Raw genomic sequence first — 24,426 nt, 5'->3', positions numbered from 1 at the left:
CCTAATTAATGCTGATTCTGGGAATGCCCGTCTCTTCTGGAATGATTATGGTTCGTTTTCTGGCAGGTGGTAACAACGTTCGTCCGACGATGTTAGCCAGTTCACTTCCGGTATACATCCGGTCGTCAAACTCCAGTCTCACATCGTTCAAATAGATAAATCGATCACCAATGTTCTCCAGCGTCAACTCCATGCCAGACTCCGTTTTTGACGCTTCAGTCAATGTGACATCCGGCTGTGCCGAAGACGGCGTTACATGGATAGAGGCCCCCATGCGAAACAGGGTTTGCAGCATTGGCTTACCCACATCCTCAAGATCAACGGGAATCTCTGACGCAAACAGCGTGAACGATCGGGATTCGCTCGGGTAGTCACTAACCCACTGAACTCGAACAGCCTGGCTCTTACCCGGTCCAATCACAGCCTGGGGTGGAAAAACGAGAAACTCTTCATCGGCAGGGGTGTACTCTTCCGATCCGTCCAGATTCACGGTCCGTTCAACAAGCTCAAACTCCACCGGTAACGGGACAGTTCTTGGGTTCTCAACGACCACCGTTATACCGCTGGCGTCTTGCGGCAGTTCCAGCACTGACACCGTAGGGACCAGTTGAAACGCAACAACCTCAGAGGACAACATCAGTCCTGCCACGAAACAGGCGACCAGAGCACAAAACACTCGACGAGTCTTAAGCATCAACCTTCTCCTCAGCCAAAGAAAAGCCCGCGAAAACCACGGGCTTCTTTTCACCTGAACTACCGGAACTTAGTTCGGTGCGACAGACACTGTCACGGTATCACTGTACGCGCCCGCGACTGTGGCAATGCTGTCCAGTTGAACGCTCAGAGAGCGCGTCTGACCGGCATTGGCAACCGCTGGCCAGCCGTTCCAGGTCTGGTCAGTCGCCAACGATACACCGCTGCTATAAGGTGAACCTGACACGATCAGCTTGTAGGGAACCTGGTTAGTACCGCTCACCATTTGACCCGCATTGGCTGAGGAGAATGTGACAGAAGCGCTGCCGCCGTAGTTACAGTTGACTGTCACTGACTCAGCTCCCTGAGAGGACAGACTCGCCATATCCAGGTTGTCGAAAGGACCATTCAGGTAGGCAGAGATATTACATTCTTTGGGCAGAGTCCCGCTCAGGGGGACCTCCACAGAAGTATCGGCATTTACTGCACCAGCAGACACAGCCAGGGCGACGCAGGAAGCAAAAGTACGCAATTTCATATCCATTCTCCGTAACGGTTATTATGACTCGCCTAACGCCTCGAACCTTCTCGGCGCTTTCGGCAGTTCGCTCTGGAGCAATGGGTGTGCCGGAAACGAAAAATAACGTTGAAACAGGTAGATATGAATAGGTCGGGGGTTCAGCCTGCTGGCCAATTCATGGATATGAAATTTATGTATTCATAATTGACAGGTAGGCCTGTTTTTCTGGGCGCGAGAAGCGGCATGAGCGCTTCTTGGGAGTTACACCAATCTGTCAGATTTTTTTACACATAAAACGTTTTAAACGGGATTCAAGCTGTCCTGCCTTCATCCTTCCGGATTTTTCCATGTAAATAGAATGCGTTAAAAAATGCATCGAAAAACCTTGCTTTCATAGAGGGTGTATAATTTTCTGACACAAATGTATCAGGAATGAAACTATTCTTTACACCTTGAAGGCTTCCACCAGGCGCTGAAGCGACGCCGTGAGGTCAGACATCTCCCGGGATGATCCCAGGGTTTCCTCGGCGTTGGCGGCGGTGGTCTGCCCCAGATCGCCAATCTGCGCGACGCTGGCATTCACGTCCTTGGCCACAGCAGACTGCTCTTCGGCTGCCTGGGCAATCTGGTGACTCATATCCACGATGATGGAGATGCCGCGTGCAATGCGGTCGAGCGCCTCGGTCACCTGACCGGACTTGGTCACCGTCGTCTCAGTCACATCCCGGCTGTTGGTCATTGCCGACACGGCATCCTTAACGCCGCTCTGCAGCCGTGAAATCATGCCTTCGATTTCTTCCGTCGACTTGTGAGTGCGCTGGGACAGCGAACGTACCTCGTCCGCCACCACCGCAAAGCCCCGGCCCTGCTCGCCGGCCCGGGCCGCCTCGATCGCGGCATTCAGGGCCAGCAGGTTGGTCTGTTCGGCGATGGCCTTGATTTCAACCAGCACCTGGCTGATGTTGTCACTGTCCTGGCTAACCCGGTTGATCACATCGACCGCGCCGGAGATTTCCGAGGCCAGCCGATTGATGGTTTCTACGGTATCCGCCACTACCTGCCGTCCGGTTTCGGTATCGCTTTCTGCGGTCCCGGCGCTGTCAGCTACCCGGTGCGCACTCTCGGTAACCTCATTAACGGCTTCCACCATCTGGTTCATGGCTTCATTGATCTGACCGCTTTCTTCCATCTGACGAGCCACGGCTTCGCTGTTCGCGGCAGCTGTGTCCTTAACCCGCGCTGCCTGCTGGTCGACATCCGCCGTGGTACCGCTGACCGATCGGATCAGCTCCGCAATGCGATCAGTCATGTTGTTGAACTCGCTGGTCAGTTCCCCCAGCTCATCCCGGTTCCGAAGGTTGATGTGGGTGGTCATGTCACCCGCCGCCACATTCCGGGCCGCCTCGGTGAAGCGGTTGATGGCAGTACGCACCGACATGAAGAAGCCAATGTAGAGATAAACGACCACCAGCAGAATGGCCACCAGTGCGACCACAATGAGCCGCCGCTGATTCACCTCCTGCTCCAGACGAGTGGAAAGATTGCCCTCGACCACATCAAAAATCGCGGCCGTCAGCTCATCATAATGTTCAAGCTGCGCGCGAATCAGAGCGTCGTATTCCTGCCAGGGCATTTCCAGTCGCATCGGCGTGACAACGTTGAGATCCAGCGCATCACGCACCAGAGTCAGGCTCTCGTTTACCCGGGTAATGGTGTTGCCAGCTTCGTCCGAAAGCTGATCGGAGGCCTCGGCCGCCACCGACAGCGCCGGCGCCAACAGTGAACTGCGGTTGGTCAGGCCGTCGTAGATCGCGTTCAGCCCGTCGCTCAGGGCATAACCCACCTGCCCTTCCACCAGCGCAAACGTGCCGTAGGCCCGGGCCTCGCCAATCACGCCCCGGGCTTCGGGCAAGGCTTCCCGAGCCAGCCCGAGAAGCAACTGGTTCTCACGGGACGCATCCTGGCCAAGACCGGAAATTTCAATGGTGGCCGGCAGCAGCGACATCACCTTCTGCACGAATTCCTGGTAATACTTGAACTGGGGGTCGATATTGCCCTGGTAATTGTCGTCGGCCCGCAGCGCCTCCCAATCCTTCTGGATGGCAGCCACTTGCTGCGCCCAGGATCCCGAGGCATCGAAAGAGCGTTGTTCAGCCATCAGCGCCTCCAGCAGCGCGTCGATCTGTTCGGCGGCGTCTTCGGAAGCGGCCATCAAACCATCCTCGTTCTTAAGCACACCGGCGGCGCGGTAATCCCGGTAAGCCATGGAGGACACAAGCAGTTGCTCGACACTCCGAAGTTGCTGAAGCCCTTCAACGCCTCGGGTCATGGTCTGAACCGACTGATTGAGCTGAGACATTACCAGCCAGGAGAGCCCGCCAATCGGCAACAGGAAGAGTATGCTGATCAGGCTGAACTTGTAGACCATGGGCAGCCGGTTCATCAGTGCTATGGCAGGATTAATGAGTTGCTTCACGGTTTCCCTCTCGCTGGAACTTCAACAACTGAACAAATATTCTCTTTTTATATTGTCGCCTAAAGTCTAAGGAACTTGAGTGTTATTTGTTGTTGAAGTGTAATTTTTATATGTTATCGATCAGATCATTCCGAAGATGACCAATAGCGCCAACGCGCATATCCACACCAGCATGCTCCGGTTAAGCAGATCCCGTATTGCCCCCAGGCTACGCCCACCGAAATCTGCCCATTCCTCCGAATGAATCCGAGAGAACCTTTCCGGATCCAACGCATACCCGGTTAACGACCCATTCGCGGAAATCATGAGGACATCTGCGGTTTTCTTGGAGAGCCCGCCAACACTGGCCGGGAATTCCCGGAGCCAGCCGGCGAGGTCGCCGGCAATGCCGAAGGTCACCGACAGCAATCGTACCGGTACCCAGGCCATCCATTCAGCCAACCGCTGGAATCGGGAGCGGGCCGCCGCCTGGGGCCATTGTTCGGAAAGCGCTACCAGTCCGCGCGCCAGCACCGCCAGACCAATACCGCCCACCACATACCAGAAGCCCACCAGGAAGAAGCGCTGGAAGACTGTGACCAACAGGACTTTCGACAGGGTAAGATGCATCACGTCCGGTGATGACGCGGCGCCCCGCTCCTCGGCCGGCAAACGGTCCTCCACAACGTGCCACGCCGCCTGCATATCCCCGCGCTGCCAGGACATGGAGTAGCTCTGTAGTACCGGGCGCCAGCCGGGCGCTCCCATCATCAGGACGAGGATCAGCCACTCAATGGGGTAACCTGCAAAGCGCCAGCCGATGACATCAAGCACATACACGCCGAGCCCGACGATCAAGGCCGGCAATACAACCAGAGCCAACCCACCAGCAATCCCGGCCTCATGGCCTGCCTCGACCTTCACAGCCTGGTGAAACCAGTGCCGCCAGAGCTTGTCACCCGAGAGGCGGTTGTGGGTATCCAGCCGGCGCCGAACCATGTAGGCCAGCAAAAAGACGATCAAGACCATTCAGCCCCGCTCCTTATCGTTGGTAGCAACTTCCGCCAGCAGGGAGCGAAAGTGCTGCCAGTCAAACACCGGACCGGGATCGGTTTTACGACCGGGTGCAATATCGCAATGCCCCGTTAGCCGGTCGGGCGTCACCGCCGGCCAGGCCAGCATGATCAGGTGTGCGATCCGGGCCAGAGAACGATACTGGGCTTCCGAGTACGGAATATCGTCGGTCCCCTCCAGTTCAATACCGACGGAGAAATCATTGCACTCCTCTTCGCCCTGGAAACAGGAGCGGCCGGCGTGCCAGGCTCGATCCAGAAGGCTGACAAACTGGACCAACGAGCCATCCCGGCGAATCAGGGCATGGGCCGACACCTGCATTCCGGCAATGGTTTCGAAATAGGGGTGCGCCGCATGGTCCAGGCGGTTGCAGAAAAAGTCCTCAATTTCCGGTCCGCCAAACTGGCCCGGGGGCAGGCTGATGTTGTGTACCACCAGAAGAGTGAGTGATGCAGACTCAGGACGGGGGCCAAAATTGGGCGATGGGCGCCAGCGGGCCGCCGGTAGCCTTCCGGTCTCACGAAGCGTGTTGATGTTGCCGGAGGAAGCAATCTGTGTGATGGGTTCTGGGTCTGAATGAGGCAAGGTAAATCCAAAGGTATCAGGGCATTACAGAATGCCCTGATTGAAGCACAAAGTCGCCGGTCTTGCTACGACTTCAGTCTTTGCGGCTACTGCGCAGGTTATCAATAATCGATTCCAGCGCCCGGTCAAAGATCAGGCCGTCATCGAGCATACCGATTTCGCCGGAGGCCATGGCTGACGCCAGGTCCTGACGATGATACTCAGCAACCTTGGCACCACTGCGGTTGACGAAAATGTACTTGCCGGTGGCCTTGATAAACGCCGCCAGCTTACAGCGAACCTTGCCGCCATCCTTTGACATCTCAATCCAGGAACCGACCCGCAGGGCGTCAGCTCGGTCGAGCCACTCCTGGGCGACAGCATCAGACGGCTCCGCCCCGTCATCGGAGGCCTCCGGCGCCCCGGCTTTGACTACCGGTTCGACAGGCGCCTCCGGGCGTGCCTTCTCCGCACCGGAAGCTTCTGCACCGCTGCTCCGTCCGGCGACGTTCGCTGGCGAAGTTTCGGTTACCGGCTCCGGCGAGGCTTCTGGTGAGGCCTCAATCGGGGGCTCCGCACGGGAGGGCGCGGTTACCAGACGCTGGAAAACGTCGACGTGGGCCAACTCCAGATCACGGATGATCGAGTCGGTCGCGAACGGATCCCAGGAAATCTCCTGCAAGGCTTTACGCAGGTCATCGACAATGGACGGAATCGCCCGCAACAGGTCGCTGCGCGTCGTCTCCGACACGGGCCTGGGATCGACACTCCACACCAGCCGCTCGGTCAGGTCCCGGGCTTCAGTCCACTTCTGGCTGTCCTCACCTTCCCGCAGCACGACCCATTGCAGATACTTACGCCAGGCTTCCTGCATCAGCTGGGCAACCGGCGCCGGAACCTCACGATTCGTGACCAGACCCCGAATCATACCGTCGACCGCTTCGGACGCCCGCTCCTGCTTGGCGCGCCCCTCTTCGGCATCCCGGAGGCGCTGCTCGACCAGCTCCCGGCGCCGGCGATCAAGGTCCATGAAGTGGCTGAAGTCGGCCAGCAATTCGTCAAACAGCCCAACGTTGTCGGTAAACTCGTTCAGCACCCGCCCAACCACCGACTCGATCTTGTCCCGAAGTGGATCCCGCTGTCCGGTGCGCTTCTCGGTCCAGCCAATGGCGGAGAGTGCCAATTCATTCAGCAGCTTGCGGACGGGGTGACCACCGCGGTTAAAGAAGTTCTTGTCGCTCAAGGCGACCTTGAGAACCGGGATCTGCAGCCGGCTGATCAGCGACTTCATGACCGGGTGCAACTGCCGGTCCTCAAGAATGAAATCGAACAGCATCCCAACCAGGTTGATGACGTCGTTGTCCACCTGCCCTACGTTGGTAAATTTGCCCTGATCCACCGTCAGAACCGGTTTGAGCTGATCGTTCAGGGTGATGATCTCGTCCACGCCCCATTGGCCGGATGCCGCCTGGATTTCACTCAACCGGGCCATCAGCCGATCCGTATCCAGATGACCTTCACCGGAACCTGTTCCCCCGGCACCGGACGCTTCGTGACCCTGGTGCAGCAACGCACTCAGCTCGGAAAAGGTTGCCTGCGCCCCCTGCCCATCTGTACCTGAATCCGAACCCGGCGATCGGACGCCACTGCTCCTGGCGCCCTGAACTCTCCCACGCGAGGTGGCTTTGGGGCTCCCTGACTGCTCCACGGGGGGGCGTTTCATATCGGGCAGGACGCCCTCGGTTACCAGGGTGTGGTTGGCCTCCTGGTAAAAATCTCCGAGGGTGTCGGCCAGCAGGCGATCAAACAACTTGAGGACAACCAGCTTGGCGCGAATATCGATGTCAAGGTCGGCGCACGCTTCCGCCACCCCGCCGCACAGGACTTCCGGACTGAGGGGCATCTGACTGTCCGCCAGTTCGATGGACGGCACCACATGGTTGACCCGCACGGTCAGCAACCGAATCTGATCGGAATACCGGCTGCGCAGCTTGTTGATCAGGTTTTCAATCGCAACCTGCTGTTCGAGCTGGGAGTGATCCACCAGGCTCAGGGAATCCTCTTCCACCTCATCGAGAGTACCTGCGGACTCCCGGGGCCGGAACTTGCCGATATCGTTGAAGGCCTGACTGACATACTGCAACATGGAAACCACCATGGCCTTGCGCCGGAGGCGAAGCTCCCGCATGGCATCGAAATAGGCGGTTTGGTCCCGGGTGGCGCTGGCGCGATCAGCCAGCTCAAAGAGGGCATCGTCCGAGCGATCAAAAAAGTTTGCCAGCACTCGTTGCAGAGACTGACCCGACGCGTCACGTAAGCGCACCAGCGCCTGAGGCAGGGAAAACCTCTGCAGCGGCTTCTGGCCAGAAAAACTGACAATATTGTTATCGCGCGCCATTGAGCTGCTCCGGGTAAGATCGCGGAATGCCGGGGAGTTTTCAGAATGTTTCATCATACGAGCTGTCTGCGTCAGCTTGTGTCAGATTTTGTCACCTTTTGTGTAGATCAGACGCTGGTCACAGTTTAGCAGTTCGGTTCGTACCGTTTGGCGAATCGGGGCCGGGCCTATAGAATCCCCCGTTATTCACGTTTCATCCTGATACCACCGGACCCGTTGCCATGATCCCTGCAGAACTTCTTCGCCAAGCCCGAGTTGAAAATGTTGCCCAGAGCCTGCGCGAGGACATTGGTGATGGCGACATCACAGCGCAGTTGATTCCCGCCGACAAACTCGCCTCCGGCCGGGTCATTACCCGCGAACACGCAACCATTGCCGGGCGTGAATGGGTGAACGAAGTCTTTCGTCAGGTTGACCCGGAGGTCGCCCTGGACTGGCAGGTCGAGGATGGCGACACCGTTGCCGCGGATCAGGTCCTGTTTCGCATGCAGGGGCGGGCCCGCAGCCTGTTGACGGCGGAGCGTGCAGCCTTGAACTGGCTGCAGACACTCTCCGGAGTCGCGACGGTGTGTGCCGGTTACGCACAAAAGGTTGCTCACACGGGCGTTCACCTGCTCGATACTCGAAAAACCCTTCCCGGGCTGCGCCTGGCCCTCAAATACGCGGTCACCTGTGGTGGTTGCCACAACCACCGAATCGGCCTGTGGGACGCATTCCTGATCAAGGAAAACCACATCTCGGCCTGTGGTTCCATCGCCCGGGCCATCAGCGAAGCCCGACGGATCGCCCCCGGCCGGCCGGTGGAAGTGGAGACGGAGTCCATGGACGAGCTAGAGCAGGCGCTTTCAGCGGGCGCCGACATCATCATGCTGGACGAATTTTCTCTCGAAGACATGCGGGCAGCGGTCGCGCTGACCAATGGCAGCGCGCGCCTCGAAGCCTCTGGCGGGATAAACGAACAGTCACTGGTTCCGGTGGCGGAAACCGGTGTCGATTATATCTCGATCGGCGCCCTGACCAAGGACGTCAAAGCCACGGACCTGTCCATGCGCCTGGACTGATCAGTTCCCGGACAACAACCGGTCAATCTCTTCGAGCTCCCGGACCAGGCTGTCACCTGATTCGGGTCGGCCACGAAAATGCTCCTCTGCCATCGGGGCAATCCCCGAAACCGCCGGGAGTGGATGGTCATTCTCAATGATCACTTTCATCCGCGCCACAAACACAAACTGGATCCACTGGGTGAATTCCAGCGTGTCGATGCAGAAGGGCTGGGTGCTCTGCAGCGCCTCCGGAGATGGCGGTTCCGCTTCCCAAAGCCCTAGCTGACGCAGCTCAATCTCTATGCGGAGCAGGCTGTCGGCAACCTGCCCTATCTGATCACTGGAATCATTCATATCAACTCGTCTTTAATCGGCCAAAGGCTCCAGCTCCACGGTCTCACCGTGCAAGACGCGGAACAGGTCTTCGTACTGTCGGGTCAGGGTGTGCTTGGGTGCCATGTGAATGAGCGGCTGACGACTCTGGTGGGACTCCTTCATCTTCACGGAACTCGATAGCCGCACCGGCAGCACCGGAAGCCCCTCTTCCGTGAGCTCCCGAACCAGTTGCTTGGGCAGACTGGCCCTTGGCTGGAACTGGTTGGCAACGATGCCCTCCACCACCAGATCCTCATTGTGGTCTTCCTGCAGATCGCGGATCTCGTTCAGGATGTTGTAGAGTGCCTGACGTGAAAAATCATCGCAGTCAAACGGAATCAGGCAGCGCTGGGCCGCAATCAACGCGGAGCGGGTGTAGAAATTCAGTGCCGGAGCGGTATCGATGTAGATCGCGTCAAAGGTCTCGCCGAGTTTTTTCAGGGCCTCCCGCAACTTGTAGATTTTGTGCTTGGCCTCCAGCTTTCGCTCCAGAAAATCCAGTTCGGGGCTGGACGGCATCACAAAGAGGTTGTCGAAGGGAGAGGCGTGAACAAATTCATCCGGGCGACGGTTGAAAACGGTAAAGGCTACGGTCTGCTCCAGCATGTCAGCGACCGTGTCCTTGAGCTCTGCCGCCGGCTTGCCCAGCAGATAGTGGGTGGAGTTACCCTGCGGATCCAGATCCACCACCAGCGTCCGCTTGCCACGGGCCGCGCTGATCGCTGCCAGGTTACAGGTGATACTGGATTTGCCTACGCCGCCTTTCTGATTGAATACAACCCGTCTCATGTCGTCTCTCCCTTACGCATTTTCTAGTTGTGGGGCCAATCTTCCGTTTACCAACCCATCACGGTTTTTACAAACGGAATGGTCAGCCGTCGCTGAGCCTGAAGCGAATTCTCATCCAGAGTATCCAGAATTGCCAATAAATCCCCCAGCCGGCGCGGTGCGCGCCGCATGATGAAGCCGGCAACATCGTCACCGATCACCAGGCCACGCTGTTCGGCCCGGGCCATCAGGATACGGAGACGGTCATCGTCCCGGTAGATGCCCAACTGAACAGTAAGACCGTGGGTGAGCCTCGACACCAGGTCGGGCAACGCGAACGCAGCAGCCGAGGGGACTTCGGAGAGGCTGACGACCAGCAGACCACCGCGGTCCTGGACCCGGTTGTACAGATGAAACACCGCCTCTTCCCAGGCATCCTGGCCGGAAATACGATCCAGATCGTCGAGACAGATGACGTCCGCACCCTCGAGCCCCGCTAACGCTTCAGGACCAAAGGGCTCCAACTCGGCGATGCTGATACACACCGCGGCCCGCCCCCGGCTTTCGGCATCGTGACAAACAGCCTGAAGCAGGTGGCTCTTGCCGGTATCGGAGTCCCCGCAAATCACCACAACCGGAATCCCCTCCGGTTGATCACAGATAGCCTTCAGACGTGACGCGGCACTGGCGTTGCGGTCACCGTGGAAATTATCGAAGCGGGCGTCGTCACGGAGCTTGATTCCCAGCGAAAGTTGCGATGCTCTCACGACCGCCTGGCCCTCCATGCCCTCATCCCCCAGATCAAAACATAATGCAAGCCGCTGAAGACCGCCGAGACCGCCACCAGCAGGATACCGAATTCCAGCACCCAGGGCTGCATGGGCAAGCCGGCCAGCAGAACGATGATGGCAAGAACCACAAGGATCTGGATAAAGGTGTTGAGCTTGCCCGGAATGCTGGGCTGCATATCAAAGCGTCCGATACCGTAATGATAAGCCAGGGCGCCGACCACAATCAGGAGATCGCGACCAAGAACGAGGACGAACAGCCAGACCGGAAGAACCCCGGTCAGCGTGAGCATCAGATAAGCCGTCAGCAACAGCGCCTTGTCAGCCAGGGGGTCGGCAATGGCACCAAACCTCGACCGCCAGTTGAAATGCCGTGCCAGATAGCCGTCAAAGGCATCCGTGGCTGCCGCCACCACGAAGATCAGCAACGCGAGACGATAATTTTCGGCCAGCAAGCCGCCCGCGAAGGGAGCAATCAGCAGAATGCGCAAAAACGTCAGGGCATTGGGAATCCAGCGCCAGCGTTCCAAACTCACAAGACTCCCTCCGGTAACGCCTTACTGTCCGTCACCCTTCCCGATGACGGGCGTTGTTTCCCAACGATAATACAGCACCTGATACAGGGATTCGAACGCCTGCTCGGCCTCCTTCTCATCCACCGGTACCGGCTGATAGGAAAACATGGACTGATTTCCCTCAGCCTCTGCGTCACCTGGTTCAGCTTCGGCGCTGCCCTCCGGGACATTTTCCGTCTCTGGCCTTACCGGCGGTTCAACCTCGGTAGCAGCTGGCCCCAGCACCATCTCCGCCTCGGCAGACTCTGGCGAGGCCACTTCCGGGCCGCTCGGCTCTCCTTCTATAGCCACGAAACGGGGGTCCAGGGCAATGTACTCCTTGAGCTGGTCCAGTTCGCCGGAAAACGCGACGCGCAGCGTCAGCTGATCACCTTTGACCCGGGTCGCGCCAACGCTGACCACGGGAGTCAGCCCCTCGAGTACGTCGTTGATTTTTCCGTAATCCTCAAGGGCTGAGACACCCCGCAGGACGATGTCCACCTGGGGCGACTCGCCTACTTCACCCGCGGCGACGGCATAGCGGTTCGCATAACGCTCGGCCCAGCGATTGACCACGGTCTGGGCCAGCGCTTCCGGAGTGGGTGCGGTAACCGACTCCTCACCGCCGTCCATGGACATGCCATCGAAGACCCAGCCGGCCCGCCATTGACCACCGCTGCGGTTGACCCGAACCAGCGCCATGACGTCGTGTTCGATATCACCAGAGACACCACGAATCCGGTTGACGAACTGTCCCCAGAGATCAGACAGCAACTCACGGTCACCACTGAACGTCGCCGGCGGCAACGCTACCGGTAGCCCCCGGTCAAGCGCGGCCTGGTCGAAGGCCCGCTGCCAGGTCGAGGACGTTTGCTGGCTATCGGAACCACCCGAATCCGGGCTTTCGGTAATCAGGCTTCGGGAACCCCGATCCTCCACAGCAACCCAGGCCAGGGTCAGTGGACGGTTTGCCCCCCATACCGGTGCATTGATCGACGCCAGTGCGCGATTGACGCCGACTGCCCCGAATGCCATGCGAAGCCGGTTGTCCCCGTTCTCGCCCCGCAGGTACTGATAGGAAAGCAGCAGGGACTCGGCATCGGCCAGCACCGCTTCCACGCCTTCCTTGTCCAGCACATCCCGGGTCCCGGAGACGCGAACAAAGACCCGCGCGAGGCCATCGGCATAGCCGACCGCAAGTTCATTTGGAGAAGACCCGGTTACCGGAACCTCAACAGAATAGAGGCCGGACACGGTGACCGCGGAAACGGGAGCGCAAAAGGCCGCGAGAACGAGCCCTAATATGACAACCCACGCGGCTGGCCCGGACTGGTACGCCGACTTTGGTCCTGATACTGACATGAAACACCCTGCAGTTCGCATGAATGGCGCCTAGGATACACCATGGTCCAAGGTGTGAGTAGCAGGCCAGGGTTTCAGAAAAGCAATATTGGCAATACCTTGCCCGTCTACTGTTGTTGCTGCCCGCACGCCGTAGGGGGAATTACATTTGGAGCGCCACACCGCACCTGTTAAAATCCGCCGCCTGACCCACTGGCCAACGGTTAAAGTACACCATGAGCGAACAGAAACCCTCCCTGACCTACCGCGATGCCGGCGTTGATATCGACGCAGGCAATGAACTCGTAAGCCGTATCAAACAGACTGCCGCGCGTACCAAGCGCCCGGAAGTCCTGGGCGGTCTTGGCGGGTTTGGCGCCATGGTTTCAATCCCGGCCGGATACAACGAACCCGTTCTGGTTTCCGGCACGGATGGGGTGGGCACCAAGCTGCGTCTGGCAATGCAATTGCAGAAACACGACAGCATTGGCATCGATCTGGTGGCAATGTGCGTGAACGATCTGGTGGTCGGTGGTGCCGAACCGCTGTTCTTCCTGGATTACTACGCCACCGGCAAGCTCAACGTTGATGTTGCTGCACAGGTGGTGTCCGGCATTGGCGAAGGTTGCTCACAGGCAGGTTGTGCGCTGGTTGGCGGTGAAACCGCCGAAATGCCGGGCATGTACGACGGTGATGACTACGACCTCGCCGGCTTCTGTGTCGGCGTTGCCGAACGCAGCGAAATTATTGACGGCAGCCGCGTGCAGGCTGGCGACGTGCTGCTGGCCCTTGGCTCATCCGGCCCTCACTCAAACGGCTACTCGTTGATTCGGAAAATACTGGAAGTCAGCGAAGCCAACCTGGACCAGTCACTGGATGGCAGCACCCTTGGCGACGCCCTGATGGCGCCGACCCGCATCTACGTGAAAAATTTGCTGCAACTGATCCGGGAAGTGGATGTGCGCGCTCTGTCCCACATCACCGGCGGCGGCTTGCCAGAAAACATTCCCCGGGTACTGCCCGACGGCTGCATTGCCGCCATCGATACCTCCAGCTGGGACCTGCCTCCGGTCTTCCAGTGGCTGAAGGATGCCGGCGGTGTCGCCAGCGAGGAAATGTATCGCACCTTTAACTGCGGCATTGGCATGGTCGTCTGTGTTCCGGCGAACCAGAAGGACCTGGCCCTGGACACCCTGAAGGCGCTGGGTGAACACGCCTGGCAGGTGGGCGTCATTGAAGGCGCAGAATCTGCTGACAGCGATCCAGTGGTTCGCTACGCGCCAGGGCTGCTCTCGGCATGAAGGCAGACCAGACTCCCCTGCCCCGCATCCTGATTCTGGCTTCCGGCAGCGGCACCAACCTTCAGGCCCTGATTGAGGCCAGCCGGGAGCGGGACTTTCCCGGCCAGATCTGCGCCGTTGGCAGCAACCGCCCGAACGCTTTTGCGCTCGAACGGGCCGCCCAGGCCAACATCGAGACGTTTTCGGTTGATCACACAAAATACGACTCACGGGAGGCGTTCGACGGCGCGCTGATGGCGGAAATCCGACGTCACAACCCGGACCTTCTGGTACTGGCGGGTTTCATGCGCATCCTGACCACCGATTTCGTCCGCGCGTTCCGAGGCAAGTTGCTGAACATTCACCCGTCACTGCTTCCCAAATACACCGGTCTCAATACCCATCAGCGGGTACTGGATGCCGGAGACACCCATCATGGCGTGTCGGTCCACTTTGTCACCGAAGAGCTGGATGGCGGCCCGGTGATCGCACAGGCCGAGGTGGCCGTCGCGCCGGACGATACCGCCGAGACCCTGGCAGAACGCGTACAGGAGAGAGAACACATCCTGTACCCGATTGTCGTGCGCTGGTTCTGCGAGGGACGTATCCAACTGGGCAGCGATTACGTCCTGTTCGATGGCGAGCTGCTGAGCAGCCCCATGCGCCTCCCTGATAACTGAGCCCCAGCCTGAACGGATTGTCATCTCCCATCCGCTGGTAACCCGCTAAACTGTCGCCATCAGAGACGGCTTTTGGGTTACCACCTATGCATTTGATTCGACTGACCGCAAAGATACTGCCCCCCGGGGCGACAACGGTATTGCTCCTGGGGACATTGAGCCTCCCGAGCCTGGCGGAGGAGCCCGGCTCCGAACTCGTACCCTATCAGGTCACTTACACCGCCTCGATGAACAAAGGCGTATCCCTCAACGGCACCGCCAAGCGTACGCTCAGCGACCAAGGCAATGGGGTCTGGCTGTACCGCACCGATGTCGATTCCTTTATTGCCGATATTGATGAGTCCCTGGTGCTCAAATGGGAGGACAGCCGGGTTGTCCCGCTACGCTACCGCTATCGGCTATCAGGCTTCCTTATCAAGGATCGGGAACAATCCATTGATTTTGACTGGGACGCCGGAATCGCCACCGGAGAATACAAGGGCAAGGCTTTTGAACTGGAGTTGATGGACGGAGCGCTGGACCCTCTGGGCTTCCAGCTGCAACTAAGCCAGGACATCAAGTCCGGCAAGCGTGATCTGTCTTACCATGTGATCGATGGTGGTGACTACGACCACGACCGCTTTGCCGTTCTCGACCGGGAACCCCTGAAAACTGAACGCGGGTCCATCCCGACACTGAAAGCGGAAAAAGTAAGGGACAAGTCCTCAAAACGCGAAACACTGATGTGGTTCGCGCCCGACGAGGATTTCCTGCTGGTGCGCCTTCTGCAGGTTGAACCTGACGGCAGCAGTTACGAGCTCAGGCTGAACCGAGCCGAGGTGGGGGGCTAGGACAGGCCACTGGCCTCGGCCCACACCGCTTTGACTTCGTCTGCAATGATCCGCAGCCCTTCGGCTACCCGATCATCGTCCTGGGAATAGGTCACCCGCAGGCATTCATGCCGATGCCTCCAGTCATCCTCGGGCAGACCCGGAAAGAAATAATGACCGGACACCACCAGCACACCGCGCGCCTTTAGACGCTGATACAACTCCAGACTGGTGATGGGCAAATCCGGGAACCACAACCAGAGGAACATCGCCCCTTCCGGCTTGTGAATATACCAACGACAGGTATCCTCCCCCATGGCTTCCCGGAACACGGCAACTGCCTTCTCCATTTTCGCCTTATAGAACGGGCAGACTACATCCCGACTCAGGGACAGGATCTCACCAGAGCGTACCAACGGATCCGCCAGCATGGCGCCGAAACTGCCAGTTGCCAGGTTCATAATGGCGTTGATGCCTGACAGCGCTTTGATCACCGGCTTTGCAGCAATCACGATACCGGTCCGGGCAGCAGGCAACCCGAGCTTCGAGAGACTCAGACACAGTATGATCTGGTCGTTCCAGGTTGGCGTGGCATCGACAAACAACAGGCTGGGAAACGGCGTACCGTAGGCACCGTCGACAATCAGCGGCACATCGTGCTCCCGGGCCAGGGCTTCGAGCCGGGCCAACTCCTCGTCGGTAACCACATTGCCAGTGGGATTGGTGGGGCGCGAGACACAGATGGCACCGGTCTCACCAGTGACTTCGACGGCGTCAAAGTCGACCCGGTACTTGAATTCGTGGGCATCGGTGAACGAGATATCGGGCTGAACCGCGTGAAACAGCCCCGGCTCGATACCGGCATCCGCGTAACCGATGTACTCAGGCGCCAGGGGCAACAGGATATGCTTACGCTGACCATTGCCGTAATCGCCGCCAAACATGTTGAACAGCATGAAGAAGGCGGCCTGACTGCCGTTGGTAAGGGCAATGTTCTCCGGCTCAAGACCCCAGCCATACTCGCGATTCAATAGGTCCACAAGCGCACCAATGAATTGCTTCTCGCCCTGAGGGGGATCGTAAATTCCGACCAGGCGCCGGACGTCACCCTCGTTCTGACTCATGCCCGCCAGAATTTCCTGAACCCGTTGCTGGATTTCAGGTATGTGGCCGGGGTTCCCGCCACCCATCATGATCATGTCATCGCCGGATGCCATGGCATTGCCCAGGTCATCCATCAGCGAGGTTATGCCGGCATCGGCTGTAAACTTGCGACCAAACGCAGAGAGCTTCATGGCGTAAAATCCGTCGTGTACACCGGGTGAATAAAATATCAGCGACAGAGACAGTGTAGCCCGCCCCTGCCGGAGGAAGTTATTCGGTCAGGGAAATACCCAGATTACTGACGCCGTCGTTGGCGGCATCGCCCCGCAGTTTGTCGACAAACTGCTCCGTGGGCGTGCGCTGGCGTTTCAGTGCCAGCACGATGTCCCGCTGGAAAGTCTTGTCCTCTTTCATCAGCGGGTGCTGCTCAAGCAGGCGCACCAGCTCATCTTCATCCAGCTCATCGCCCTCTGACAGTTCGACGAAGCTCATCACGGTACCGGTGGCCATTTGAGAGGCATCTGTCGCCCGGTGCTTGGTCGGGTTCAGGCGATTCAGCAAGGCCTGCTCCAGCAGTTGGCAGAAATCGAATGCCGGATACACCCCATAGGCATCGTAGGCGTCAACGTCCGGGGACAGGGATTCAAGCTTGGCCAGTAGCTGGGGAATGGCGGATTCCGCCGTGTCCTTCTGCAGCATGTCCCACGCCAGATCCAGCAGCTGCCGCATCTTGCCACCCGTCTTCAGGCCGACCGCATCGGCAAATAGCGCATAATTGGGGAAAGAGCGCTCGGAAAGCGCCAGCAGGAAGGCGCATTCGCGCCATCCCTGCAGCTGGGAAACGGCTTTCAGGAACTGGTTAGCGTTCATGTCCGCGGCAGGGTGACGCCGGTCTGGCCCAGGTACTTGCCACCACGGTCTTTGTAGCTGGTTTCACAGATCTCATCGGACTCGAAGAACAGCATCTGCGCCACGCCTTCGTTGGCGTAGATCTTCGCCGGCAGGTTGGTGGTGTTGGAGAACTCAAGGGTTACCTGGCCTTCCCACTCGGGCTCGAGCGGCGTCACGTTGACGATGATGCCGCAACGGGCGTAGGTGGACTTTCCGAGGCAGATGGTGAGCACGCTGCGGGGAATACGAAAATACTCCACGGTGCGAGCCAGAGCAAAGGAATTCGGTGGAATGATGCAAACGTCACCGGTGTAGTTTACGAAGCTGTTGTCATCAAAATTCTTGGGATCGACCGTCGCGGAGTGGACGTTGGTGAAGATCTTGAATTCGTTGCTGCAACGCACGTCGTAACCGTAACTCGAGGTGCCGTAGGAGATAACCCGGCCTTTCTCGGATTCACGAACCTGCCCGCTTTCGAACGGTTCGATCATGCCGTGCTGCTCGGACATCCGGCGAATCCACTTATCGGATTTGATGCTCATGGGTGAAGTCTCGTTTCCACTGGAAAAATTGAGGCGTAGTTTACCTGTTCGATGGTGGTCTGTCGAAACCTCGCGGGCTTACCTCGGCGGGGGCTGCGACCACAGAAAACACTGGCCAAAAACCGCTACGAGCACATCCTTGTGCACTTGTCTTCGGCCATCCCTGGCCTTCGACATTTTTGGCCAGTGTTTCCTGCGCTCGCGATCAGGCTGTGAGCAGCTTTCAGGTAAAACCTGAGCCTAGTGCTCGGTCACCGACACACTGGAGATGGAACCACTCAGGTTACGCTCGCGGGTAGACAGCTCAGCGCCGACCCGGCGGGCAATATCCCGGTAACGGCGCGCCACCTCCGAATCCGGCTCGGCCACAACGGAAGGCTGGCCGCCGTCGGTCTGTTCCCGGATGGTCATGTGCAGCGGCAGCTGTCCCAACAAGGTGGTGTCGTACTCCTCGGCGATGCGTTCGCCGCCGCCGTGACCGAACAACGGCTCCTCGTGGCCGCAGTTGCTGCAGATGTGGACGCTCATGTTCTCGACCACGCCCAGTACCGGAATATCCACCTTGCGGAACATTTCGATGCCTTTCTTGCCATCCAGCAGCGCGATGTCCTGAGGCGTGGTGACGATCACCGCACCGGTGACCGGAACCTTCTGGGCCAGGGTGAGCTGGATATCGCCGGTGCCCGGCGGCATGTCCACGATCAGGTAGTCGAGTTCATTCCAGAGGGTCTGCTGGAGTAACTGCATGACCGCGCCACTGACCATTGGGCCGCGCCAGACCATGGGGGTCTTGTCGGTGACCACAAAGGCCATGGAGTTGGCCTGGAGGCCATGGGCGTCCATGGGCACAAAATACTTGTTCTCGCGGGTATCCGGTCGCTTGCCCTCGGGCACGCCCAGCATCATCCCGATGCTTGGGCCATAGATATCAGCGTCCAGAATGCCAACGCGCGCGCCCTCGGCCTGAAGCGCCAGGGCCAGGTTAACGGCGGTGGTGGATTTGCCCACACCACCCTTGCCGGAGGCCACGGCAATGATGTTCTTGACGCCTGGGACGGACGGCAGGTCTTTCTGGACCTTGTAGGAGTGGATTTTCTGCCCGACATGCACCTCGGCATGCTCGACCCCGTCCACATTCTCCAGCGCCACGGAAACCAGCTGTTTCAGGGCGCCGGCAATGCCTTTGGACGGGTATGGCAACTCGACCATCAGGGTCACGTTGCCCGCGTCATCGGCGTTCAGTGTCTTGACGGCATCCAGCTCGTAAAGGTCCTTTTCCAGGTACGGATCGCGGTACTCGCGAATCGCCGCCTGCAGGGCCTGCTCTGAAATCTGTGTCATCGGGTTCTCCGGAATAAGCTCATGCTTGATTTTAAGCACGGAAACAGGTGATTCGGGTGAAAAATTTCTGCTCGGAAGGTATCATCTGTGCCCGTTTCTGACCATACAACCCCTACTTTGAAGAAAGGTTCGGACACACCATGACGCAAGCGAGTTCAAAGCAACAGCGCGATATTCTGGTCACCAGCGCCCTTCCCTACGCCAATGGCCCCATTCATCTGGGCCACCTGCTGGAATACATTCAGACCGACATCTGGGTGCGCTACCAGAACATGCGTGGCCAGAACTGCTACTACGTTTGCGCCGATGATGCCCACGGAACTGCCATTATGCTGCGGGCCGAGCGCGAAGGCATCACCTCCGAGCAGCTGATTGATCGAATTCGCGACGAGCACCAGCAGGATTTCGCCGGGTTCCACATCCGTTTCGACAACTATTACACGACTCACTCGGAGGAGAACCGCCAGTTCTCCGAGTACATCTACCGCCAGTTGCAGGAAAACGGGCACATTGCCACGCGCAAGATCACCCAGTCCTTCGATCCGGAAAAGAACATGTTCCTGGCGGACCGCTTCATCAAGGGCACTTGTCCGAAGTGCAAGACCGAGGACCAGTACGGCGATAACTGCGAGGCCTGTGGCGCGACGTACACCCCCGCGGAGCTGATCAACCCGCGCTCTGCGGTTTCCGGCGCCACCCCGATCGAGAAAGAGTCCGAGCATTATTTCTTCAAACTGCCCGACTTTCACGATTTCCTGGCCAACTGGACCCGCAGCGGCACGCTTCAGCCGCAGGTTGCCAATAAGCTGGCCGAATGGCTGGATGCCGGCCTACAGGAGTGGGACATCAGCCGCGATGCACCCTACTTCGGCTTCGAGATTCCCGATGCGCCGGGCAAGTATTTCTATGTCTGGCTGGACGCCCCGATCGGCTACCTGGCCAGCTTCAAAAACCTCTGTAACCGCGAAGACATCGACTTCGAGCATTTCTGGAAGGCCGATTCCACCGCCGAGGTGTACCACTTCATCGGCAAGGATATTATCAACTTCCATGCCCTGTTCTGGCCGTCCATGCTCCACGACTCCGGATTCCGGACGCCGACCGCGGTTTGGGCCCACGGGTTTGTGACCGTGAATGGCAAGAAGATGTCCAAATCCCGCGGCACCTTCATCATGGCCCGCACATACCTGGATCATCTGAACCCGGAGTACCTGCGTTATTACTTTGCCGCCAAGCTTACCGGTGGCGTTGACGACATGGACCTGAACCTCGAAGACTTCGCCGCCCGGGTGAACTCGGATCTGGTGGGCAAGGTGGTCAACATTGCCAGCCGCAGCGCCGGATTTATTACCAAGCGTTTTGACGGTCAGTTGGGCAAGGTTACCGAGCATGACAAGCTCCGGGAGTTCATTGATGCTGGCAAGGACATCGAAGAATTCTACGAGTCCCGGGAATTCGGCCGCGCCATGCGCCGGATCATGGAGTTGGCCGACATTGCCAACCAGTACGTAAACGACGAGCAGCCGTGGGTAATCGCAAAGCAAGAAGGCCAGGATGATAACCTCCAGGCCATCTGCACCAACGCCATCAACATGTTCCACTTGCTGATGACCTACCTGGCGCCGGTTCTGCCGGAAACCGCCAGGGCCTCCGAAGCCTTCCTGAACGCTACACTGGACTGGAATGGCCGCGAGCAGCGTCTGGAGAATCACGGCATCAACAAGTTCAAGCCGCTGATGAACCGGGTGGATATGGCCCAGATTGAAAAAATGCTCGACGCTTCCAGGGAAGAGCTGCCTGCCGCGACGGGCAAGCCCGCTCCCGCTGCCAATCTGGAGCCGGTCGCCGAAGAGATAGAATTTGGCGATTTCGCGAAGGTGGACCTCCGTGTCGCAAAGATTGTCAAAGCGGAACACGTGGAAGGGGCGGACAAACTCCTGCGCCTGACCCTGGATATCGGGCACGGAGAGCGCAACGTGTTCGCCGGCATCAAATCCGCCTACAAACCCGAAGACCTGGAAGGCCGACTGACGGTTATGGTTGCCAACCTGAAGCCCCGGAAGATGAAATTCGGCCTGTCTGAGGGCATGGTTCTGGCCGCAGGGCCGGGCGGTAAGGAGATCTTCATTCTCTCCCCTGATTCCGGTGCCACACCCGGCATGCGGATCATGTAAGCAGCGAACGAGGCAGAGCAGCTCCCATGACAGAGTATTTGCTGATATTGGTCAGCACCATCCTGGTGAACAACTTCGTGCTGGTGCAGTTCCTGGGGCTGTGTCCCTTCATGGGGGTCTCCGGCAAACTGGAGACTGCCATGGGCATGTCTCTGGCCACCACGTTCGTACTGACTCTGTCATCGGTGTGCAGTTACCTTGCTTATACCTATCTGCTGGCGCCGCTGGATCTGGCGTTTCTGAAGACCATCACTTTCATCCTGGTGATTGCTGTCGTGGTGCAATTCACCGAAATGGTGGTCCGCAAGACCAGCCCCCTGCTCTACCGGGTGCTTGGCATCTTTCTGCCGCTGATCACGACGAACTGCGCCGTGCTCGGCGTTGCGCTGCTTAATCTGAACAAGAACAACAACTTCGTTGAGTCCGTACTCTACGGTTTCGGTGCCGCCGCCGGCTTCTCGCTGGTTCTCGTGCTGTTTGCCGCCATGCGTGAACGCATCGCGGTGGCTGACGTGCCGGTTGCCTTCCGGGGTGCCGCTATTGGTATGGTAACCGCAGGGTTGATGTCGCTGGCGTTTCTGGGCTTCACCGGCCTGGTCAGCGTTTAACGGAGACGCCTAGTATGTGGACAGGCATTATCATCGCCGTTCTGGTTTTACTTGCCCTGGCCGTGGTGTTCGGCGGCTTGCTGGGCTTTGCCTCGGAGCGTTTCCGGGTTGAGGGCAATCCGCTGGTGGACCAGATAGATTCGCTCCTGCCGCAGACCCAGTGTGGTCAGTGCGGGTTTCCGGGGTGCCGTCCCTACGCCGAATCCATCGCCGACGGCGATGCCATCAACAAGTGCCCTCCGGGCGGCGAAGCCACCATCAAGGCCCTGGCCGATTTACTCGACGTGGAGCCCCAACCGCTGGACGCTGAACACGGTGTCGAGCAGGCCAAACGAGTGGCGATTATCCGCGAAGACGAATGCATCGGTTGCACCAAATGCATCCAGGCCTGCCCAGTGGATGCCATCCTGGGCGCCGCCAAGCACATGCACACGGTGATCGAAAGCGAGTGCACCGGCTGCGATCTTTGCGTTGAACCATGCCCTGTGGACTGTATTGACATGGTCACTGTCGAGCCTGATATCCGAACCTGGACCTGGACACCACCGGCGTCTGGCGTCATTGCTACCGATCGCCAGGGAGCCAGCGCCTGATGACTCAGTTGTGGGATTTCGCCGGCGGTATTCACCCGGCCGAGAACAAGCATCAGTCCACCGCCCGCCCTATTCGCACCGCCGGCATTCCAGACCGCCTGGTATTGCCCCTGCAGCAGCACATCGGCGAACCGGCGACCGCAATTGTCAGCGTTGGCGACCGGGTCCTGAAGGGCCAAAGAATCGCGGATGTGACCAACGGCATGGGTGTACCGGTGCATGCGCCGACTTCCGGAACCATCGAAAGCATCGTCGAATTGCCGGTGCCCCACCCCTCTGGCATGAATGACTGGTGCATCACCCTGCGCCCCGATGGCGAAGACCAATGGGCCGAACTCAAACCCGTCCCGGACTACCGGAGCCTGGATCGGAATCAGGTGCTGGAACGCATCCGGAGCGGCGGCATCTCCGGTATGGGCGGTGCGGGCTTTCCCACCAATATCAAGCTACGTCCACCGAGAGACCGGAAGGTTGATACCCTGATCCTCAATGGCGCCGAGTGCGAGCCTTACATTACCGCCGATGACATGACCATGCGGGAACAGGCCGACGAGATCGTCGCGGGCCTGAAGGTAATGGCCTGGATCCTCCGCCCGGAACGATGCGTCATTGGCATCGAGGACAACAAGCCGGAAGCCATCGAGGCCATGCGCGCGGCAGCGGAAGGCACGCAGATTGAACTCGCCGTCATTCCGACCAAATATCCCTCCGGCGGGGAAAAACAGCTGATTCAGATCCTGACCGGCATGGAAGTACCCAGTGGCGGCATTCCCGCCGATATCGGAGTGATGTGCCAGAATATCGGCACCGCCGTTGCCGTCTCCCGTTTAATTCTTGAAGGCAGGCCCCTGATCTCCAGAACCGTGACCATCACGGGCGAGGCGGTCCGGGAGCCGGGCAACTTCGACGCCTTGATCGGCACGCCAGTGCAATACCTCCTGGACCAGGCAGGCCTGCAGACAGAAAAGGTCAATCGCCTGGTGATGGGGGGGCCCATGATGGGCTACACCCTCACCACCACAGCGGTGCCGGTGATCAAGACCAGCAACTGCGTCATTGCCGCTACCGCCAACGAGTTGCCGTCACCGCCGCCGGAACAGCCGTGCATCCGGTGTGGCGAGTGTGCCGAGGTCTGCCCGATGGAGCTCCTTCCGCAGCAGCTGTTCTGGTATTCCAAGGCCACAGAGTTTGAAAAAGCCGAACACCTGAACCTGTTTGATTGCATTGAGTGCGGCGCCTGCTCCTATGTTTGCCCGAGCTCCATTCCCCTGGTGCAGTACTACCGCTACGCCAAGGGTGAGATTCGCGTCCAGCGGGCCGAACAGCTGAAAGCCGACCGGGCCCGTGAACGCTTTGAAGCCCGACAGGCGCGTCTGGAGCGAGAACAGCAGGAGAAGGAACAACGCCGGAAGGAGCGTGCCAAAGCTGCGGCCGAAGCCCAGGCCAAAAAGAAGGCAGAAGCCGAAAAGGCCGCCGCCGAGGGTGACGCTACAGATGAGCGTTCGGCCAAGGCCGCACTGGTAGAACAGGCGCTGGCACGTAAGAAAGCCAAGACCGCGGCCGCAAAGCCGGAAGCACCGTCTGCCGAGCCCGTTCAGGACAAGCCCGATCTTGAGGCGCTCGAAAAGCAGTTGACCCAGGCCCAATCCAAACTTGAAACCATGCAGGGTATGCTGGAAGACGCCAAAACCCAGCTAGCCGACAATGTGGACAAACTGGAACGGGCGGTCGCCAAGAATCACGACCGGGTACAGCGCGCGGAAGACACCCTGGCCGCTGCCCGCAAACAGCTGGCGTCCCAGCCCGAATCCCAGTCAACCGATTAACCGAT

23 protein-coding genes are annotated in these 24,426 nt (G+C 58.9%); 8 read left to right on the top strand and 15 right to left on the bottom strand.

Going from position 1 to position 24,426, the window contains the following annotated elements; genetic code table 11:
* Position 1: 1 nt before the first annotated feature.
* The 6 genes from KZO34_RS18325 to KZO34_RS18300 form a co-directional block, all read right to left on the bottom strand.
* Positions 2-694 (bottom strand): fimbrial biogenesis chaperone, encoded by a 693-nt coding sequence (locus KZO34_RS18325; RefSeq protein ID WP_219478415.1) that lies wholly within the window; start codon positions 692-694, stop codon positions 2-4.
* Between the two features lie 69 nt (positions 695-763).
* On the bottom strand, positions 764-1,231 hold the full coding sequence (locus KZO34_RS18320) for a spore coat protein U domain-containing protein (RefSeq protein WP_219478413.1): 468 nt from the start codon (positions 1,229-1,231) through the stop codon (positions 764-766).
* A gap of 427 nt (positions 1,232-1,658) precedes the next feature.
* Entirely contained in the window at positions 1,659-3,689 is a 2,031-nt protein-coding gene (locus KZO34_RS18315) for a methyl-accepting chemotaxis protein (protein ID WP_219478411.1), read from the bottom strand.
* 120 nt (positions 3,690-3,809) lie between these two features.
* Positions 3,810-4,697: a regulatory signaling modulator protein AmpE gene (ampE, locus tag KZO34_RS18310; RefSeq protein ID WP_219478409.1), complete on the bottom strand. Its 888-nt coding sequence runs from the start codon at positions 4,695-4,697 to the stop codon at positions 3,810-3,812.
* A complete protein-coding gene (gene ampD / locus KZO34_RS18305; protein ID WP_257900524.1) occupies positions 4,698-5,327 on the bottom strand; it encodes a 1,6-anhydro-N-acetylmuramyl-L-alanine amidase AmpD in 630 nt (209 codons plus the stop codon).
* A 73-nt stretch (positions 5,328-5,400) separates the two neighbouring features.
* The gene (locus tag KZO34_RS18300; RefSeq protein WP_219478407.1) at positions 5,401-7,704 is read right to left on the bottom strand and encodes a DUF1631 domain-containing protein; all 2,304 of its coding nucleotides are present in this window, start codon (positions 7,702-7,704) and stop codon (positions 5,401-5,403) included.
* A gap of 221 nt (positions 7,705-7,925) precedes the next feature.
* Here KZO34_RS18300 and nadC point away from each other — a divergent pair, with 221 nt between their 5' ends.
* Positions 7,926-8,765 (top strand): carboxylating nicotinate-nucleotide diphosphorylase, encoded by an 840-nt coding sequence (gene nadC, locus KZO34_RS18295; RefSeq protein WP_219478405.1) that lies wholly within the window; start codon positions 7,926-7,928, stop codon positions 8,763-8,765.
* Here the strand turns inward: nadC and KZO34_RS18290 are convergent, their stop codons facing one another.
* Genes KZO34_RS18290 through KZO34_RS18270 form a run of 5 tightly spaced genes read right to left on the bottom strand, consistent with a single transcriptional unit; the run spans position 8,766 to position 12,594 of the window.
* On the bottom strand, positions 8,766-9,101 hold the full coding sequence (locus tag KZO34_RS18290) for a YqcC family protein (protein ID WP_219478403.1): 336 nt from the start codon (positions 9,099-9,101) through the stop codon (positions 8,766-8,768).
* A 12-nt stretch (positions 9,102-9,113) separates the two neighbouring features.
* Complete coding sequence (locus tag KZO34_RS18285) at positions 9,114-9,911, bottom strand: ParA family protein (protein ID WP_219478401.1); 798 nt, start codon at positions 9,909-9,911, stop codon at positions 9,114-9,116.
* A 47-nt stretch (positions 9,912-9,958) separates the two neighbouring features.
* Positions 9,959-10,675 carry a DnaA regulatory inactivator Hda gene (gene hda / locus KZO34_RS18280; protein WP_219478399.1) on the bottom strand — a complete coding sequence of 239 codons (717 nt, stop codon included), beginning with the start codon at positions 10,673-10,675 and terminating at the stop codon, positions 9,959-9,961.
* Entirely contained in the window at positions 10,654-11,214 is a 561-nt protein-coding gene (locus KZO34_RS18275) for a CDP-alcohol phosphatidyltransferase family protein (protein WP_219478398.1), read from the bottom strand. The genes hda and KZO34_RS18275 overlap by 22 nt, the downstream gene beginning before the upstream one ends.
* 21 nt (positions 11,215-11,235) lie before the next feature.
* The gene (locus KZO34_RS18270; protein ID WP_219478394.1) at positions 11,236-12,594 is read right to left on the bottom strand and encodes a DUF2066 domain-containing protein; all 1,359 of its coding nucleotides are present in this window, start codon (positions 12,592-12,594) and stop codon (positions 11,236-11,238) included.
* Between the two features lie 215 nt (positions 12,595-12,809).
* Between KZO34_RS18270 and purM the strand changes: the two genes are divergently transcribed.
* From purM to KZO34_RS18255, 3 genes are all read left to right on the top strand, one after another.
* Complete coding sequence (gene purM / locus KZO34_RS18265; RefSeq protein ID WP_219478392.1) at positions 12,810-13,874, top strand: phosphoribosylformylglycinamidine cyclo-ligase; 1,065 nt, start codon at positions 12,810-12,812, stop codon at positions 13,872-13,874.
* Positions 13,871-14,533, top strand: coding sequence for a phosphoribosylglycinamide formyltransferase (purN, locus tag KZO34_RS18260; RefSeq protein WP_219478390.1), 663 nt, complete (start codon positions 13,871-13,873; stop codon positions 14,531-14,533). Before purM ends, purN begins: the two co-directional genes overlap by 4 nt.
* Before the next feature lie 86 nt (positions 14,534-14,619).
* Positions 14,620-15,363 (top strand): DUF3108 domain-containing protein, encoded by a 744-nt coding sequence (locus KZO34_RS18255; RefSeq protein WP_219478388.1) that lies wholly within the window; start codon positions 14,620-14,622, stop codon positions 15,361-15,363.
* Here KZO34_RS18255 and KZO34_RS18250 read toward each other — a convergent pair.
* From KZO34_RS18250 to apbC, 4 genes are all read right to left on the bottom strand, one after another.
* Positions 15,360-16,637, bottom strand: a complete 1,278-nt coding sequence (locus tag KZO34_RS18250) for a valine--pyruvate transaminase (protein ID WP_219478386.1) — start codon at positions 16,635-16,637, stop codon at positions 15,360-15,362. The genes KZO34_RS18255 and KZO34_RS18250 overlap by 4 nt on opposite strands.
* Positions 16,638-16,716: 79 nt before the next feature.
* Positions 16,717-17,316: a YjaG family protein gene (locus tag KZO34_RS18245; protein WP_219478384.1), complete on the bottom strand. Its 600-nt coding sequence runs from the start codon at positions 17,314-17,316 to the stop codon at positions 16,717-16,719.
* Positions 17,313-17,879, bottom strand: a complete 567-nt coding sequence (gene dcd / locus KZO34_RS18240; RefSeq protein ID WP_219478382.1) for a dCTP deaminase — start codon at positions 17,877-17,879, stop codon at positions 17,313-17,315. Before dcd ends, KZO34_RS18245 begins: the two co-directional genes overlap by 4 nt.
* A 240-nt stretch (positions 17,880-18,119) precedes the next feature.
* Entirely contained in the window at positions 18,120-19,220 is a 1,101-nt protein-coding gene (apbC, locus tag KZO34_RS18235; protein ID WP_219478381.1) for an iron-sulfur cluster carrier protein ApbC, read from the bottom strand.
* A 140-nt stretch (positions 19,221-19,360) separates the two neighbouring features.
* Here apbC and metG point away from each other — a divergent pair, with 140 nt between their 5' ends.
* From metG to rsxC, 4 genes are read left to right on the top strand one after another with little or no spacing between them, the layout of a single operon-like run.
* Positions 19,361-21,394 (top strand): methionine--tRNA ligase, encoded by a 2,034-nt coding sequence (gene metG, locus KZO34_RS18230; RefSeq protein WP_219478379.1) that lies wholly within the window; start codon positions 19,361-19,363, stop codon positions 21,392-21,394.
* A 26-nt stretch (positions 21,395-21,420) separates the two neighbouring features.
* Complete coding sequence (rsxA, locus tag KZO34_RS18225) at positions 21,421-22,002, top strand: electron transport complex subunit RsxA (RefSeq protein ID WP_218637610.1); 582 nt, start codon at positions 21,421-21,423, stop codon at positions 22,000-22,002.
* A 14-nt stretch (positions 22,003-22,016) separates the two neighbouring features.
* Positions 22,017-22,595: an electron transport complex subunit RsxB gene (gene rsxB / locus KZO34_RS18220; RefSeq protein ID WP_219478378.1), complete on the top strand. Its 579-nt coding sequence runs from the start codon at positions 22,017-22,019 to the stop codon at positions 22,593-22,595.
* Complete coding sequence (gene rsxC, locus KZO34_RS18215; RefSeq protein ID WP_219478377.1) at positions 22,595-24,421, top strand: electron transport complex subunit RsxC; 1,827 nt, start codon at positions 22,595-22,597, stop codon at positions 24,419-24,421. Before rsxB ends, rsxC begins: the two co-directional genes overlap by 1 nt.
* The last annotated feature ends 5 nt before the right edge of the window (positions 24,422-24,426 follow it).

It is taken from the genome of Marinobacter sp. F4206, assembly GCF_019392195.1.
Taxonomy (GTDB): Bacteria; Pseudomonadota; Gammaproteobacteria; order Pseudomonadales; family Oleiphilaceae; genus Marinobacter.
The sequence above is the reverse complement of the archived record's forward strand: the minus strand, read 5'-3'. Positions and strand labels throughout refer to the sequence as shown.